The sequence below is a fragment of the Neobacillus notoginsengisoli genome (assembly GCF_003515685.1).
GTDB lineage: Bacteria > Bacillota > Bacilli > Bacillales > Cytobacillaceae > Bacillus_D > Bacillus_D notoginsengisoli.
Genome location: NZ_QWEG01000004.1, coordinates 82,648 through 99,872 on the forward strand (window position 1 = coordinate 82,648; position 17,225 = coordinate 99,872).

12 protein-coding genes and 1 other annotated feature are annotated in these 17,225 nt (G+C 46.0%); of the genes, 6 read left to right on the forward strand and 6 right to left on the reverse strand.

Annotated elements, in window-relative coordinates; genetic code table 11:
* The first annotated feature begins 17 nt into the window (after positions 1-17).
* The 3 genes from D1B31_RS07075 (at position 18) to D1B31_RS07085 (ending at position 2,883) form a co-directional block, all read left to right on the forward strand.
* Positions 18-1,358, forward strand: a complete 1,341-nt coding sequence (locus D1B31_RS07075) for an amino acid permease (protein ID WP_118920065.1) — start codon at positions 18-20, stop codon at positions 1,356-1,358.
* Positions 1,359-1,528: 170 nt separating this feature from the next.
* Complete coding sequence (locus D1B31_RS07080; RefSeq protein ID WP_204562994.1) at positions 1,529-2,407, forward strand: hypothetical protein; 879 nt, start codon at positions 1,529-1,531, stop codon at positions 2,405-2,407.
* Positions 2,404-2,883 (forward strand): flavodoxin domain-containing protein, encoded by a 480-nt coding sequence (locus tag D1B31_RS07085; protein WP_118920066.1) that lies wholly within the window; start codon positions 2,404-2,406, stop codon positions 2,881-2,883. Before D1B31_RS07080 ends, D1B31_RS07085 begins: the two co-directional genes overlap by 4 nt.
* 246 nt (positions 2,884-3,129) lie before the next feature.
* Here D1B31_RS07085 and brnQ read toward each other — a convergent pair whose 3' ends face one another.
* From brnQ to D1B31_RS07105, 4 genes are all read right to left on the reverse strand, one after another.
* Positions 3,130-4,461 (reverse strand): branched-chain amino acid transport system II carrier protein, encoded by a 1,332-nt coding sequence (gene brnQ, locus D1B31_RS07090; protein ID WP_118920067.1) that lies wholly within the window; start codon positions 4,459-4,461, stop codon positions 3,130-3,132.
* A 106-nt stretch (positions 4,462-4,567) separates the two neighbouring features.
* Positions 4,568-4,812, reverse strand: a binding site (T-box leader).
* 228 nt (positions 4,813-5,040) lie between these two features.
* Positions 5,041-6,705, reverse strand: a complete 1,665-nt coding sequence (locus D1B31_RS07095) for a PAS domain S-box protein (RefSeq protein ID WP_118920068.1) — start codon at positions 6,703-6,705, stop codon at positions 5,041-5,043.
* Between the two features lie 85 nt (positions 6,706-6,790).
* Positions 6,791-7,729 (reverse strand): DMT family transporter, encoded by a 939-nt coding sequence (locus D1B31_RS07100; protein WP_118920069.1) that lies wholly within the window; start codon positions 7,727-7,729, stop codon positions 6,791-6,793.
* A gap of 174 nt (positions 7,730-7,903) precedes the next feature.
* Positions 7,904-9,502 carry a glycosyl hydrolase family 28-related protein gene (locus D1B31_RS07105; protein ID WP_118920070.1) on the reverse strand — a complete coding sequence of 533 codons (1,599 nt, stop codon included), beginning with the start codon at positions 9,500-9,502 and terminating at the stop codon, positions 7,904-7,906.
* Between the two features lie 279 nt (positions 9,503-9,781).
* On the opposite strand from D1B31_RS07105, the gene D1B31_RS07110 reads away from it, so the two are divergent.
* Positions 9,782-12,490 (forward strand): tetratricopeptide repeat protein, encoded by a 2,709-nt coding sequence (locus D1B31_RS07110; protein ID WP_118920071.1) that lies wholly within the window; start codon positions 9,782-9,784, stop codon positions 12,488-12,490.
* Between the two features lie 159 nt (positions 12,491-12,649).
* On the forward strand, positions 12,650-14,005 hold the full coding sequence (locus D1B31_RS07115) for a TrkH family potassium uptake protein (protein WP_118920072.1): 1,356 nt from the start codon (positions 12,650-12,652) through the stop codon (positions 14,003-14,005).
* Between the two features lie 59 nt (positions 14,006-14,064).
* Here the strand turns inward: D1B31_RS07115 and D1B31_RS07120 are convergent, their stop codons facing one another.
* A complete protein-coding gene (locus tag D1B31_RS07120) occupies positions 14,065-14,856 on the reverse strand; it encodes a formate/nitrite transporter family protein (RefSeq protein WP_118920073.1) in 792 nt (263 codons plus the stop codon).
* A 156-nt stretch (positions 14,857-15,012) separates the two neighbouring features.
* Entirely contained in the window at positions 15,013-16,191 is a 1,179-nt protein-coding gene (locus tag D1B31_RS07125; RefSeq protein WP_118920323.1) for an MFS transporter, read from the reverse strand.
* Positions 16,192-16,460: 269 nt separating this feature from the next.
* Between D1B31_RS07125 and D1B31_RS07130 the strand changes: the two genes are divergently transcribed.
* The gene (locus D1B31_RS07130) at positions 16,461-17,222 is read left to right on the forward strand and encodes a threonine/serine exporter family protein (RefSeq protein WP_118920074.1); all 762 of its coding nucleotides are present in this window, start codon (positions 16,461-16,463) and stop codon (positions 17,220-17,222) included.
* Positions 17,223-17,225: the final 3 nt, after the last annotated feature.

A 17,225-nucleotide genomic window follows, 5' to 3' on the forward strand; every position in this document is an offset into this window, starting at 1 on the left:
AGAGGTGCAAGCGGAGTATGGAAACAAAAAATGAGGAACATTTAAAGAGAGGCTTAAGCAACAGGCACATCCAGCTGATTGCCCTTGGTGGCACAATCGGTGTCGGCTTATTTTATGGTTCGAGTGCGACCATTCAGTTGGCTGGGCCGGCCATTTTGCTATCCTACCTGATTGGCGGCGCTGTTATCTTTATGATTATGCGGGCGCTAGGGGAAATGGCGGTCGAAGATCCTGTATCTGGGTCCTTCAGTGCCTATGCGAATAAGTATCTTGGCCATTTTGCCGGATATGTAACAGGCTGGACGTATTGGTTTAACTGGATTGTGGTCGGGATGGTCGAGATTACGGTATTCGGCGTATATATAAAATACTGGTTTCCCGGTGTGCCGCAATGGGTATCGGCACTTTGTGCACTCGTTGTGTTTACGGCAATTAACCTGATTCACGTAAAAGCATATGGAGAGTTCGAATTTTGGTTTGCCATGATTAAAGTAGTGGCGATCATCGGTATGATTCTTGCTGGGCTTGGCATCATCCTGTTTGGGATTGGGAACGGCGGCGTACCGATTGGCTTTGATAATCTTTGGGCAAACGGAGGATTTATGCCAAACGGGGCTTTAGGCATTGTTCTGTCGCTTGTGATGGTCATGTTTTCGTTCGGCGGGATTGAGATGATCGGTCTTACAGCTGGAGAAGCGGAAAACCCGAAAAGAACGATTCCAACTGCGATTAACAATGTGATTTGGCGTATTTTGATTTTTTATATCGGTGCGCTCGGCATTATTATGGTTTTATATCCTTGGGATAAAATTGGGACTTCGGGAAGCCCGTTTGTGCTAATATTTGACAAAATTGGCCTGCCGGCTGCCGCAGGAATCATCAACTTTGTTGTGATAACAGCTGCTCTGTCGGCGTTCAACAGCGGCATGTATGGGACGGGCAGGATGCTTTACAGCCTGTCTGAACAGGGGAACGGGCCGGCATATTTCCGTAAATTGAGTAAATTCGGTGTTCCGTCCCGAGGGATTCTGTTTTCGGCGGCCATTTTGCTGGTGGCGGTTCTCCTGAATTATCTTGTTCCGGAGAAGGTGTTTTACTATATTACCGCGATTGCAACGGTAGCGGCGGTAACCAGTTGGAGCATAATCATTATCACTCATATAAAGTTCAGAAAAGCCAATCCTGGAGGCGGGGCGTTCAGGATGCCGCTTTATCCGTTTTCTTCATACTTCGCCTTGGCCGCGCTTGCTGTTGTTGTCGTTGCCATGGCTTTTATTGAGGGAATGGCGGTGGCTTACATCGTCGCTCCAATTTGGTTTGCGATCCTGTTTATTGGCTACAAGTTGAAGATGAAATAATGTCTATCAGGAAATGCCTGTTTTAAGGCCAGTTTTCATACGGCTTTGGGACAGGTTTTTTTATGGCAAAAAGCTTCACAAAGTTGTGGATTTTCTTCGCGGAAATTGATTGACAATTCAGATAGAATAGGGGTGACAGGAATATAAATTTTAAGGGAAAGAGGCGCAGGATGATGAAATCCCAAAAAGTAGTGACCGGATTGACAATATCAATTATGATATTAGCCGCAATTGCTGCTTCCTGGGGCATTTTTTCGGGCGGTGGGCCAGGACCGCATCCATTCAAAACCCTTAATGGTACAGAAGTCCAACTCTATGGGAAAGGATTGTATCAAGATGATTCGGTTTCTGGTGCTGAGCAGGAAATCGCACAAGACATCGTCACGCTGGCAATAGGCATTCCTCTTCTTTTGCTATCGCTATTTATGTACGGAAAAGGCTTATTAAAAGGAAGGCTGCTTTTAGCCGGCACACTCGGTTACTTCCTTTATACGTATACATCTTACTCGTTTTTATCCTCCTATAACACATTCTTTCTTATCTACGTTGCACTCATGTCCTTTAGCTTTTTCGCATTCGCCCTCGTGCTTCTTTCTTTTAATATGGAAACATTGGCCTCGAGCTTCAACCCCCGAATGCCAGTCCGCTTTCTAGGGGGAGTGCTCATTTTCTTAGGGGTTGCGGTTGGCCTGATGTGGTTAGGAAGAATTTTACCCGCCTCGTTCAATCACACTGTTCCATTTGGGCTGGATCATTATACAACGCTAGTCATTCAGGCGCTCGACCTCGGTTTTGTGCTTCCTGCAGGAATTTTTGCGGGAATCATGCTCATTAAGCGGAAGCCGGCCGGTTATTTACTCGGGCCTGTCCTGATTATTAAAGGAATCACGCTGCTTACAGCGATTACGGCGATGGCCATCAGGATGATTGCCGCAGGGGTTCAGTCAAGTTTTGCAGAGATAGCCCTTTTTGCTGCTTTCATACTCCTATTCATGTATTGCCTCTATCTTGTGCTGAGAAATGTAAATGAAACGGAGGGAACGGTATGAGGAATTTGATTCTTTTTGAAACGAAGCATGGGGCTGTCGAGCATGCCGGGGCTTTGCTTGCTGATATGCTGGAAGGTGAAACGAGGACGGCCCGGGTTTCCCGAGGCAATATTCCGCCCTTAGATCAGTTTGATACAATCATCCTCGGGGGTTCTATTTATTTTGGCAAAATACAAAAGGCACTCTCAATCTTTATGGCAAGACATCAGGAAGAACTGCTAAAAAAGCGACTAGGCTTATTCATTTGCGGAGCCCACCCTGATCAAAACGAGCGGGAGAAGGAACTTAGGGAATCCTTTCCGGAAAAGTTAAGAGAACATGCGGTAGCGAAAGATATTCTTGGTTTCCAAATCCATTTCCAATCGCTTAATCTTCTTGAAAAGAGTATTGTTAAATCTATCCTAAGGTTAAAAGAAGACAAGGAAGCCATTGATCGGGAGGCCATTCAGGCTTTTGCGGAGAAGTTCAGATCATGAATGTGCCCAATAAATAAGAAAGCCATCCCGGTTGTTAACCAGCGGATGGCTTTTCTCATTTTCTTTGTGAAAATTGTTTGTTGATCTCCACTCCGGGCACACGCTTTCCGCGGGGCGTCAGTGGAGCCTCCTCGGCGCTTGCGCCTGCGGGGTCTCCACCTTGCCGCTGCATCCCGCCGGAGTCGGTGCCCTCCGTTTCAATCAACCTGTTTATAATCAATATTTGACTTTAAGACAGCCTTTTCCTTAAGACGCTTTTAATTCAGTTTGTTTGATTGATTTTTCCCCTTTGCTGCCGCTCATCATTAAGCCAAGCAGCGCGCCCACGATAGCGGGAAGGACCCAATCCATCCCGGCTGAAGCGAATGGGAGAGCATTCCGAAGAGCGAGGACGGGTCCGAGTTTGAACCCGAATGTGCTTAAACCGCCGATCGCCGCGAAGACTCCTGTGAATAGCATCGATGTTCCGTAGACCATGCGCGGATTCTTATAAAAGCGGTGGAAAAAGCTTAATGTAATCAAGACGATTGTCAGCGGATAAGCGGTAACCAGGAACGGAACAGAAACCTTTAGAATTTGCGCCAAGCCCATATTTGAAAGAGTAAAACCAATGAAGGCAACGCCGGCTACGACTGCTTTATAGCTCAACTTTGGAAAAAGGTTCGAGAAATATTGGCCGCAGGCAGCTGTAAGGCCGACAACCGTTGTAAAGCAAGCGAGTGTAAAAATAAGTCCGAGCAGCATAGGGCCGTATTTGCCTAGAAGGAGTGCCGAAGCAGTTGTCAGGAGCTCGGTTCCAGATTCAAATGAGCTGCCAACAGCGATTTTTCCGCCAACAAACGCAACCGACAAATAGACCAGAGTGAGAAGTGTCCCTGCGATAACAGCGGCTTTCATTGTGTAACGAGTGAGCTGTTTATCATCGCTTACCCCGCGCTTTTTAATAGCAGTTAGGATCACAATTCCGAAAGCAAGTGCGGCCAAGGCATCCATTGTATTATAGCCTTCTAGAAAGCCTTTGAAGAAGGCTCCCGCTTCATAGCCGCCGGACGGAGCCGGAAACGGGCCATTTAATTTTGTGAAACCTGCCGTACACAAGGCGACAATGGCGATAAGCAAAACCGGCGTGATCAAGCGTCCCATATATTTTTCCATCTTATCCCGATTGAGAGCGGTCAAATAGACGATTCCAAAGAAAATAGCTGAGAAAACGAATAATGTCATAGTTTTACTTAAAGATTCCGGGGCGAACGGGAGGACGCCCATTTCAAAAGCAACGGTGGCATTCCGCGGGATTGCCAGGAATGGCCCGATTGATAAATAAACAACAACCATGAAGATCGTGCTAAACGTTGGATGAACCCGGTTCGCTAGAGCTTCCGCCCCGCCCTTGGCGAGGGAAACAGCCAGAAGGACTGCGAATGGAAGACCAACAGCAGTCAGGATAAATCCTGCCATCGCCATCCAGTAAGATGTCCCGGACAAAGCGCCAAGAATTGGAGGGAAAATTAAATTGCCAGCTCCGAAAAACATTGAAAATAACATGAACCCGATGAACAGTGTGTCAAACTTTTTCATTTTAACTCTCCCTTTCATGAGAATGCGCAAGCGGCCAACCCGGACATTTCTCGAATATATTTGTGAATTTTTACTATAGTAAAATAAAAAACTCGCCCCTGTTAAAAACAGGGACGAGTTAATAACCCGTGATACCACCCACATTCCGCAATCGCCAAAAAGGCATGCGGCACTCAGTAACGTACAATCATACGTCTTCCTTGTAACGGCGGAAACCCGTCAAAGCTTACTTTCTTTCAGCTTTGCATCTCAGAGATGATTTTCGGTCAGGTACTGGACACCGGCTTTCACCACATGCCGGCTCTCTGGGGAACAGTTTTCCTGGCTTACTCTTCTCGTCATTGATTTTTTAAAAAATTAAGAATGTGGAATTTGTCTAGCTTCACACCGGGCGCTTGCCCTTTTCTTATTTAAAAATAATTTATCAGACAATGAGTGAAGTGTCAACCACTTTTAGACAATTTCAATAATTGCGGCAGATAGGGCGAAAAAAATTTATGTTCAAAAGTTAATTTGGCAATATTGTAAACGATTTCTTTAATGGAAATTAATTTTGCGAAAACAATATTCTTTTTAAGGCTATAGTAAAGTGGCTGTTGCCGCTCCGAGTTCGGGCGCGCGTCTGGCCGGAAGCTCAATCACAACGCTTGTCCCTTTATTCAATGCGCTTGTAAAGACCATGTTCCCATGATGGGAATCAACGATTTTAGAGCTGACTGTCAGTCCAAGTCCTGTCCCCTTTTCTTTTGAGGAATAGAAGGGTTCGCCGATTTTTTCAAGTCGTTCCTTTGAGATTCCAATTCCGTCATCCTTTATTGAAATTCTCACTTTTTCTTTTTCGGGCGTTTCTATACTTACAAAAACCTTACCGCCCGGGAAGGAGGCTTCGATGGCATTTTTCATTAGATTAATGAAAAGCTGTTTCAACTGATTTGGCTCACAGTCAATGCAAATATCTTTTTCGGTAAAGTCCCGGCATATCTCGACATTGTGAATTGCCGTAACGGGTTCCAAAAGGGAGATGACATTCCGGATAATGTTTTGAAGGCCTGCACGGACAAATTTGATTCCCTGCGGCTTGGCAAGTAAAAGCAGTTCACCTGCAATATGGTTAATTCTGTTCAATTCCTCCGCCATAATGGAGTAATAAAATTGATGCTTTTTATCCTCCGATTCAAGAAGCTGGACAAACCCAATCAAAGATGTGAGTGGGTTGCGGATTTCATGGGCAACACTTGCGGATAATTCGCCCACAATTGAAAGCTTTTCTGTCCTTCTCAATTTCTCTTCTGTTTTCCTGAGTCTTGTTACATTCTTGGCGTGGCCAACGATTCCCCTCGTTTCTCCATGAACCATCATGGGTAGGGATGTGCATTCCAAAACGATTTGTTCTCTGTCCTTACTATTTAATTCAAGCTCAATAATTTGCGGTCGCTTTTCATTTAAGACGACTGAAATGTATTTTTCTAACGTTTTCTTGTAACGGAAAGGGAGAAGATTTTGCAAACGCCTACCTACAATTTCTTCGCGTTTATAACCTGTCACTTCTTCAAATCTCGGATTCAAGTCGATGAATCTGCCGTCCAGGTCAGTCATGTATACGATGTCAGGGCTGTATTCAAATAAGGATTTGTATTGCTGGCGGCTTTCCTCAAGCAAGTTCATGAGTTGCCTTTTTTGGGTTATATCCCTCCCAATAATAACGAGGCCTTTGCGGCTTCCGTCAGGGTTGAATAAAGGGACTTTAATCGTATCGAATATTTTCTTATCACCATTAGGGGAAACTAGTACTTCTTCTACCCGGGTAATTTTACGATTTTTCCACGTCTCTTCATCAGAAACCTCACAATAATGAAGGGCTTCGGCATAGTCCTTAGAATAGGTAGCTAGTTCTGAATCCTTTTTTCCTCGGTAGTCTACCCCTTCGAGCCCAAAAAGCTTTAGCCCGAATTCATTCACTTCAACCCACCTGCCCTCGCCGTCTTTGAAATTGACAAAGTCGACCATCGATTGAATGAGGGTAGAGAGGCGTTGTTTATCGATTTTTGTTGTATTGAGTTCCTCTGTTTTTTTAAGAGCTAGATAAAAGAGGATGGCTGTTGCAGCAACATACAGCCCTTCTTTTATTTGGCCGGCAAGGGTGACTAGGGGGGAGGGCTCGAACTGGGCGAGCAGCAGATTTGTTCCGTAAATCCAAACGATGCTGCCGGTGATATACCAAATAATCATTTGTTTTTTCTTCATAGCTCCGCTCCTGAAAAAGGTTATTCAATGGCACGAGAAATTCGACAACACTCCTAGAGCAAGCCCCTGTTTGTTCGATATCCGGTTAGGTATGACGTTCCTTTCGGCCAAGGTTCCTTTTCCTTGAAGCCATCAATTCTTCAAAGGCTCCTGACCCGAACAATACGCCAGCCAGAATGAAGGGGAAGCCCGCAATGTGAGAAATGGTAATCTCCTCATTTAGGAAAATGGCCGCGCCAACAAGGGAGAAAAACGGACTCAGATTTATAAAAATCGCTGATTCGGCGACTCCCACTTTTCCGATTGCGTAATTATAGGCCATATGCCCAAAGGCGGTTGAAATAACGGCCGAGGCAAAAAAGATTACCCAGACGGATCCGGGAGCATTTCCAAGCATGGCGAGTCCCCCGGGCTCCTGACCAAGGCTGATAAAAAACAGAAGAATAGAGCCTAAAACTAGCATATATCCAGTCATAAGGCGGGGATCCATCGTACGGGAAGCTCTTTTGATTAAGATGAAGCTGCCTGCCTGTGCCAAAATGGACAGGAAAATAAACAAATCACCAAGAGAAATCGTTCCGACTCCTTGGCCGTTATCCAGGACGATAAACGTAACGCCTGCAAGCCCGGCTAAGACCCCGACGATCCGGATAATGTGTAAGCGGCTGCCAAGGAAAATGGCTGCAAGGATTGCTGATAACAGAGGGCCGAGACCAAGAATCAAACCCGCATTCGAAGCGGTTGTTTTTGTCAGGCCAACCGACAGAAAATAATGGTGGCAAACAACGTTAAAAATACTGGCGATTACAATGGCCAGAAATTCTGCTTTAGTTGGCTTGCGCACCTTTTTCATAAAGGCGAGATACAGAAATACCGCTCCCCCCGCAGTCAATATTCTTAGTGAGGTAATCGTTACCGGCGTAAAGGCGGTGACGATGATTTTAGTGGCAATGACGTTCAAGCCCCATGCCGCCATCACCGCTACCAAAATAGCATATATTTTAAAATTTTGCTTTTGTTCCATTCTTCAATGTTCCTTCCTGCATAGATTGCCTGACAATGAGAAAGAGGGATGGTGTGTGGACACCTTCCCTCTGGCAATCCTTCTTATTGAGTTTTAGTATAACAGGTTTTTCACTATGAGGCACTGCAAAAGTGCTGGATCCCAAGCATTCTCTCCTTGGAAGGAATGTTACATTCACCCTTTTTTGGCCAGGCTTCCGTCCTTTTCGTAAACAAGGACCGTTTCTACGCGCGCCTGTTGGACGCCCTTGCCGATGGATATGGCATCTTTCGCTGAATCGTGTACGGTAAGGCTGCCAATCAGGATGGAATCAGCACAGTTCTCCCCTCCGAATACTTTCAAGTCTGTTCCCGCGGTCCGGAAACCGCTGACTGAAACATGATTAAGCGCGACATTTCTGGAACGGTATTGAATGGCCATTACAGGCTCTCCCTGATAATCATAGTCCGGGTCGCCTATGGCAGTAAAATAGTTTATGGAGACATTTCGATAAGCCGAAACAACAAGTGCTCTTGGCTTCGAGCCGGCATATAGCTCTGTACGGATTGGTGCAATTGAAACGAGATTGGTTGCCCTGATATGAAAGGCCGTTTTTGAAACAGGATCCGTACTTTTATGGTGGTCGATATGCCTCCAGTTAAAGGAACGGTTGTCGTGAACGGACAGGTGGCCGATAATGTTGACGTTTGACGCGGCGGATGAATTGCCGTGCGCTTTGATTTCGATACCGCCGAAACAGCGGGTTGATGAATTATTGACAAGCCATACATTTTTCGAACCATCATCTGCTTCGAAGCCGTTTGAATTTGAAAAACCTTTCTTATGGGCACGGCCGCTTGGGTCGCACATGTGGCAATTGGAGATGAGGATATTATCACTATGATGAGTTGTCACACCATCATCGCCAAAGCCGTAGCCATTCAATCCGTCCAGCCATATATAATTGCTTCCGCCCCTAGCCCGATAGCCGTCACCGGAGTAATTGTAAATTGTCGAGGACACATCAAAGCAATGGAGCCCGGGGTTGATTGCCTCCACATCCTTCACCCAGCCGAAAGTGACATTCGCATAAAGAAGGCAGCTGGACCGGTTATTCCCGGCTGCCGTTTTCTTTACATCGCCCAGCCTCTCAACGTTCCAATCCAAGGTCATCCCTTTAACAAGAATATTGCGATTGCCTTTCCAGTGAGTCGCATTTGTCACAAGCTGGGAGGACTTTGGCGCTTTCTCATTAAGCTTCAGCACTGTTTGGCCTTTCCCCTCGCCAATCAAGCATGTCCAGGAGGGAAGCCGGATTTCGCTCGTGACAAATGTCCCTTTGGGGACACGGACAGTCACCCTTCCGTTTCCAATCGCCTGTTTAAAGGCTTCTGTATTATCTGTTACTCCATCCCCGACCGCCCCATAATCCGCAACATTTACTTCCCTTCTCGAAACCGACATCAGGTGCCTGTATTCTTCATCAAGGATGTTTTTCCAGGAAGGGTACACACTGCCGTCATCCGCTACAATCGTTTTCGATTCCTCCATGGCCGGGGAGGTCTTTTTTGCAAAAAAGAACACAGGCATGGTTGTGAAGAGTTGTTTGAACTTAGCGGTTATCGGCCTTTTCCGTTCTGTTTCAAATGAATAACTGGACGGGTTGGCGCTGTGCTTCCTGAAAAGCTCTTCCGTTTCGGCTATGGCCCCCCGTAAATCCGTTTGAAAGGCCGAAACCTTTGCTAGCAGGGCGGCATTTTTGCGGGGATCATGCTTTTTATCTAAATAGAGCATTTTTCCACCTCCTGACTTGTTCCATTGAATAGGTTTAATATATTATTCCCGGTCTTGTCGGCAGTAATCTTTCGGGAAATACATTGGGTTTATTTCCTTTATTTTACTATAGGTGAAAGTCCCTACAAGGTATGCTGGTTTTCAAAACGAGACACGGCATCTGCCCAATCTTTCGGCTTCGCTTCTTTAAAGGTACTTTGTTAAGATAGAGATGAATTAATAATGATGACAGAACATGATACACTAACAAATACATAAAAAAATACTGGGAGGACGGCTATGAATCTCGAAAAAATGCTAATTGAAAAAAAGTATTATGAAAGCTTTATGGAGGGGCAAAGTGAGCATCCGGCGGCTGTCCTTGCGGAAGCGTATCTTGAAGCAAGGGAGAGAGGAGAAGAAGGGCTTCAGGAAATCCGTTTTGCCCAAGGTGAAGTTTACTTTGGCTTCAGGGACTATGAAGCGGCCATCCAGAAATGGGAGGGCATCAGCGGCTCGCTGAAATCGTGGTCGGTAAAAAATACAGCCGATTCATATTACGAGCTTGGTGAACTTGCAAAAGCGGAAGACCTGTACAGGGCGGCCGAACCGAAAAACAATTCTCTTAAGGCTGAGGTTGCGCTTCAGCTGTTTGCTCTCTATATTGAAAAAGGCAAAGAGGAGGCTGCCTCCGATACGATAAAAGGGCTGATTGCTGAAAACCCGGGCTATCCTGATGCAGCCAGTCTGGCGCGGAATTTTTTTGAAAGCCGCGGTGATTGGTCCAGTGCAACCGACCTGGCCGCAAACGAACTCGAGAGGACAAAAACAACGGACTGGGCGGACGTCCTCATTTCCTATGTCGACAGGGGCGCCACTAGCGGAATGCATCCTGCCTATTTCATGAAGGTGCTCGCCTTTCTGTATGAATTGGACAAAGATAGATTCGGACATCTAGCTGCCTCGCTTTGGAAAAACTACTTCGGCACAGAGAATTATTTTGCGTGGATAAATGAATTTAATGCATTGCTTGCCGGGTTATCTGATCTTCCGAACGGGGAATGGCCGGAGTTGACCGAGTTATATAAGGAAGCCTATCTGGACTTTACAACTTCCGGCAATTATTCAATCCAATCCCTTTCTGGAATTATGCCACCTTTACTGAAGAATTGGCTTGATATCGAAGACAGGCAGACAATCGGGTTGGCGGCATCGGCCCTCCTGGCATGGAGCGGCAAGTATCCTGGTGGGATTTCCGCGAAATCAATTGAAACAGCTGAAACTGCGCTATCCCACTCTAAGAGAACTGAAAATGACTTTACAGAGGGACTTTCCTTGCTTTCAGAAATCGCCGCGTGGTCAAACAGTCAGGGGATGCAGCTTGGGCCGCGATTTGAGTGGATTGCCGGAGAACTTGCAAACTTCCGCACAAGGCATGTTGTGACAGTAGGCATGCAGGGGAGCGGGAAAGCACACGTGCTCCGAAATATTTTCGGGGATGCCTATCCAGACGGAGCCGACTCGGGTGCGCTTGCGTTTAAGTACCAGGATGAAGCGGCTGTCAGCAAAGTCACCGATGAAGGCATAGACGAAGTGGAAGTCTTCGAAGAATTGACAAGTGCTGAAAATGGGAATGGCATCATTTCTTTTTCGCTCCCGATTCCATTCCTTAAGGATTCAGGTCTATCCTTTATCGACCTGCCTGAATTTGAGGATGAAACACTTGGACCTGATGAGATGGAATATATTCATTTAGCGGACAGCCTCCTGGTGACCGTCGAATCAAGAGAACCGTTAACAACCCCCGAAAGGATTGTTATCGGCCAAATCCGTGAAATGCAGCCTGGACTGCCGATTCATTTCCTGCTTACCCAGACAGGGGAACCGGATCCGTATGCGTTTGAGCAGGCAGCCATGCAGATTAAAGCATCCTTCCCCGATTCAGAAGTGATAAAAGCAGGGCCTTCTCCAGATAGAAATTATCTATTTGAAGACATTGTAAAGGCTGCTGTAATCGGAACCCCTGAGCGAAGTATAATAGGAAGCCGCTCCGATAAGCTGCTCCTGTTGATCAGGAGGGCGTTGGATCATTTGCTCCTACAGCGTACGGAACAAGAGAAAGGTATTCAGGATAAGATTGAAAATGAGGAGCAAATGGCTTCAAAATTAACGGGCGCCATCCATCAGCTAAATGATATTGAATCAGAAAAGATTGAAAAGATACAAAAATCCTATCGTCTGTTAGTAGATGAAGCAAAAGCAGAGATGCTCACAGAAATCCCGGAAATTTTGCGGGGAACAGCAGATGTGATTAAAGAGGATAGTGACTTCAGGAATATTCATCTCGATTTGAATGAGGAGATGAATAGAAGGCTGAATGAGTATATGAATGGAACCGCCATGCCGAAACTCCGCACTGCTCTCGAACAATGGATTGAGGAAACAGGCGGGGAACTAATTCATATCCAGGAATATCTTGATGAAATGAGTGACGGTTTCAATAAGCTTTATGGACAGGATTGGATTCGCCTGGACTGCGACTTCCGTATTGTCGAAGACTGGAAAAGGGACATTGGCCGGATGACAAACGGCTACCAGCTTGATAAAGTGAATATTCTGTTGCGCCGGACGCCTTCCCAGATCTTTTTAAAGGGTGCCGGAAAGCTTTTTGGAGCCTTGCCGCAAAATAACGCGATGCTTTATAACCGCTACAAGACATATGTTGAAACCGAGGACTATCTTGATACTGCCAGACACGTGAATGACCGTTTCTTCCTCCAGTTTGATTTGTTCGAGAAAGCGATTGGCAGGGATATATCACTGTTCTTCCATCGTCCGCATGAAGTCCTTGATGCGACGCTAAGAGATACCCAGGCTCAACTGGAAAACAGCAGAAGCATGGCGGATGATATGAAGAAAAATCCACAGCGTTTCCATGATCCCGTGGCTTTGTTCAGCATTCGGCTCAGGCAGCTTGAATGGTTGGAAATCGTCGGTAACAGACTGTGAGTTCGGTATCGGAAATTATATAGTTCAACCTATTTAAAAACGCATCCCTTTGTTCTTGCAAGGGGATGCTTTATTTTGAAGCTGGCTGCATTAGGTTTCTATTCTATTTTTAATTTTGTATAATGTGGTTATTCCATTACGAACTCAGAGGTTAATTCTATGAAGATAAAACTGGATGAATTGACAGCGAGACTATCATCGGTTCAAATCATCGTCCTTTATTACTTGTCTGCCATCATCATTTCAACCTTTTTGTTAATGATGCCGGTAACGCTGCAAGAGGGAGTGAAGCTATCTTTCATTGACGCTCTCTTTACGGCCGTCAGTGCGGTTAGTGTCACAGGGCTGTCGACCATTTCCCTCCACGAAACGCTTAGCTACACCGGCACCTTCATTCTGGCGTTTATCCTGCAGATAGGCGGAATCGGAGTGATGACGCTTGGTACATTTGTGTGGCTGATTTTGGGCAGGAAAATCGGGCTTAGGGAACGCATGCTGATAATGACGGACCAGAACCAGTCGGCTCTATCCGGCCTGGTGTATTTGCTGCGGGAAATTTTAGTGCTAATCGTTGCAATTGAACTGATTGGCGCGCTCATACTAGGCGTCCACTTCCTTAATTATTTCCCTACGTGGCAGGAAGCGTTCCGCCAAGGGTTATTTGCCTCAGTCAGTGCAACAACGAATGCGGGCTTTGATATAACCGGACAGTCGCTTATTCCATTTGCCAATGATTATTTAGTGCAGACCATTAATATTCTCCTGATTATCTTGGGGGCAATTGGGTTTCCGGTCTTGATTGAGTTTCGTGAATTTCTGGCGCAAAGGAAAAAAGGACACTTCAGGTTCTCCTTATTTACAAAAATTGCGGTGACCACCTTTGCTGCCTTGCTTGTTGCCGGAACGGTTTTTATTTTCATTTTTGAGGCGAACCACCTGCTTACTGGTAAAAACTGGATTGAAGCTTTTTTTTACTCAGCATTCCATTCAACATCAACAAGGAGTGCGGGCTTGTCGACTATTGATATTAATCAATTTTCAACGCCTACCCATCTGCTCCTCTGTCTGTTCATGTTCATTGGTGCTTCGCCTAGCAGTGTAGGAGGTGGAATTAGGACAACGACCTTTGCAATTGCCCTTTTGAGTGTCATTTCGTATGCGCGGGGAAACAGTACAATTAAAGTATTCAAGCGTGAAATTATGCCGGAGGATATCGTGAAGTCATATATCGTGATCATGACAGCTTTCATGCTTTGCGGTTTTTCTGTGATTTTTCTTTCGTTTATAGAACCGTCCTTTTCACTGATGGAAATCTTGTTTGAGGTATCGTCCGCATTTGGAACGACCGGAATGTCTCTTGGCATTACGCCGGAACTCGGGACGGTTGGAAAAAGCCTCCTGATGACCCTTATGTTCATTGGCCGGATTGGCATTTTCTCATTCTTGTTCCTTGTTAGGGGCAAGCCGAAAAATGAGAAGTTCCACTATTCGAAGGAAAGGGTCATTATTGGCTAAGCGATACAAAAGGCAGGACCCTTTTAAGCGGGGCCTGCCTTTTCTAATATCTGAAACCTTTAATCTTCTTCGGACTCACCGAAAAAGGGTTTATTGACGAAGTAATACATACCTGCCATGAACAGTGCGCCGCCAATCATATTGCCGATTGTAACGGGGACAAGGTTATGAATGACCCCTCCCCAGGAAATTGTGCCCGGGGGATCGAGGACAAGTGCAATGGCGAAGGTGCACATATTGGCGATGCTGTGCTCGTAGCCTGAGATGAAGAAGCAAAAAACGAACAGCATCATCGTAAACAGCTTAGGCCCGTCGCCTTTTAGGGTAGTCGGGATGAAAAAAGCGAGGCAGACAAGCCAGTTACAGAGGATACCTCTGAAGAACAGTTCGCTTGTGGGCACATGCATTTTCTTTTCTACAACACTCAGTAAAAAGCCATTCACAGCGTGTTCAGCAAACAAGCCGGTTGTATAAATCAAAATTGCGAAGGTTGTCGCTCCAAGTATATTTCCAGCATAGCTCGCGGCCCAAAGTTGGACAACATCCAGCCAGCGCATCTTCTTTCTTAAGGCGGCATATGTAAAATAAAAAGTATTGCCTGTAAATAAATCCCCGCCGCCATAAGCAATTAAGATAATCGCGGAGCCGAACGTAAGAGCAGCCATCGGATAGGTCAGCGGCGATTCCTCAAGATAAAAGTAGTTTCCTGTCTTAAAGGCAACGATGACGCCAAACCCGATGAACATGCTGGCAAGCATCGCTCTTAATAAATAACGGAAAAAACTCTGTTTGTAGATTTTTAGCTTCTTTAATGCGAGGTTTTCAATTTCGATTAGCGATTTGACTTCCATGGGTAATCGTTTCCTCCCGCTTCTCTCATATTCCTGTTCTAATGAATTAGCTATGCATATGAACGGGACTTTACCCTTTTGGCGGCATGGTAAACGCCACATGTCGGGAAGCATAAGTAAAAGAGGACTGGCCTGGCCCTCTTTTAAATTTATTGCTTAAGAATGTACCTTACTATTGAAAAGACGAGTTTTGTGCGTGACCGTCAGTAATGTAAATCCGCTTAGGAACAGCAGGGCGCTTGTTACGAGAAAAACCGCCGAAAAGCCCAAGCTTCCCGCAAGGAAACCGCCCATTATGGGCCCGGCGATATTGCCAAGGAATCGGAGGCTGGTGTTGTAGCCAAGCACCTCTCCTTGAATTGCGACAGGAGCTTCCTGGCGGATATATGCCATTCGGACAGGGATGATGCCGCCAATCGTAATGCCAAGCCCAAAGCGGATCAGGACGAGCTGCCATACAGCGGTGACAAGCGAGCCGAACGTATAGATGAATGCGCCTGACAAAAGGAGAATAATCAAGATGTTCAAATAACCTTTCCTGTCAGCGAGCTCCCCCCATTTTCTTGCCATCAACAAATTGCCTACTCCCGCTGCCGAAAAGGCCATCCCTGAAATAAAGGCCAGATTCTCGGGGCCATTCAGTTCGCTCACGAAGAGTGCAAGGATTGGCTGGATGCTGAATAGGGCAATTTGAATAAACATTGAAATCAGAAGGACCGTTGTCAGGGCAGGGTTCCGCGCGATATGCCGTACTACATCTCTCCTAGAATAATATTTCGATTTCTCATCCATCTCTCCGATTTTAAATTCGCGCGCCATAGAAATTAAGAAGACAGAAATCAGAATTATGACGGATGTCCCTTTAAACGTACCAGCATATCCGAAAGTATCAGCAAGGAAGCCACCCGCGAGCGGACCGAGCAGGGTCCCTGCGATACTGCCGGTTTGCAGAGTACCAAGTACTTTTCCTGCCATCCTTTTCGGGGTCTGGGTTGAAATAAAAGCCTGGGTGATGGGGATCATTCCGGCAAAAAAGCCCATAAACAGGCGGAGAGCCAAGAGTTGCCATACAGTAGTCACAACCCCCATTAAGTAAAGTGAACAGGCAATTCCCAGGCCAAGAATAATCAGGATTCTTTTCCTTCCAACCTTGTCGCCAAGCCTGCCAAGAAAAGGCGAGAACAGGAAGGCCGTCACAAAGGTCGCGGCGAATGCAATCCCAGCCCAATGCTGGACGTAGGCAGCAGAAAAATTTCCGAATGTTTCAATATAAAGGGAGATAAATGGCATAACCATCGTCATGCTTCCACCAACAAAAAAATTCGAAAACCACATAATGGTCAAATTGCGTTTTAAAATACTTTCATCCTCTGCCAACTTGCTCACTTCTTTCGGGACTGTAATCGTATGATTATTTCGGTTTCCTAAATAGAATATCAGAAAACAAGCCATTGAAGAAAGGATGGGCTCAAGATGGCAGGGAAGAAATCCCTGTCAAAATCCTCCGGAGTCCAGCATGAACGCGGGGAAGTGAAATATGTTTTCAGTTTATCGTTAAAACAGGATATAATGATTTGAAATGTAAAGAAATGTGGAGAGATGAAATGGAAAATCAGCGTCGTGAAGTATATGATGTGATGAAGGTCTGTCTGAATGCCGGCAAAATTATGCTGCAGAACGGGGCGGAAACGTACCGGGTTGAAGATACAATGACAAGAATGGCTTCTTCATTCGGAATTGAGGCATCCCATAGTTATGTCATCCCGACTGGTATTATCTTTACCGCCGAAGATGGCGGACCAGGTGTGACGAAGCTGATTCGAATTTCCCACCGGTCTACTGATTTGCAGAAAGTTGCCCTTGTGAATTCGATTTCAAGGCGGATCAGTGAAGGAGACATTACCTTGGAGCAGGCGGTGGAGCTCCTTGATGATATAGATAAGATGAGCCATACGTTTCCGCTTTCAATGCAGACAGCTGCGGCGTCCCTGGCAAGCGCGTGTTTCATGATTATGTATAAAGGGAGCTGGATAGATTTTATCCCGGCGCTTTTTGCCGGAGGGCTGGGGTTTTTAACAGTTACCTATCTGCAAAGAATAGTGCCAATCAAGTTTTTCGCCGAGTTTTGCGGTGCCCTGATTATCGGCCTTGTTGCGCTGATTTTCGTTTTAATTGGATGGGGAGACCAGCTGGATAAGATTATCATCGGTTCGGTGATGCCGCTTGTACCGGGGCTTCTTTTGACAAATGCGGTAAGGGATTTAATCGCGGGTCATCTCGTTGCAGGCCTGTCCAAGGGCGCGGAAGCCACTCTAACCGCGATAGCCATTGGTTCGGGAGTCGCGATTGTCCTGGCTTTATTATAGAAG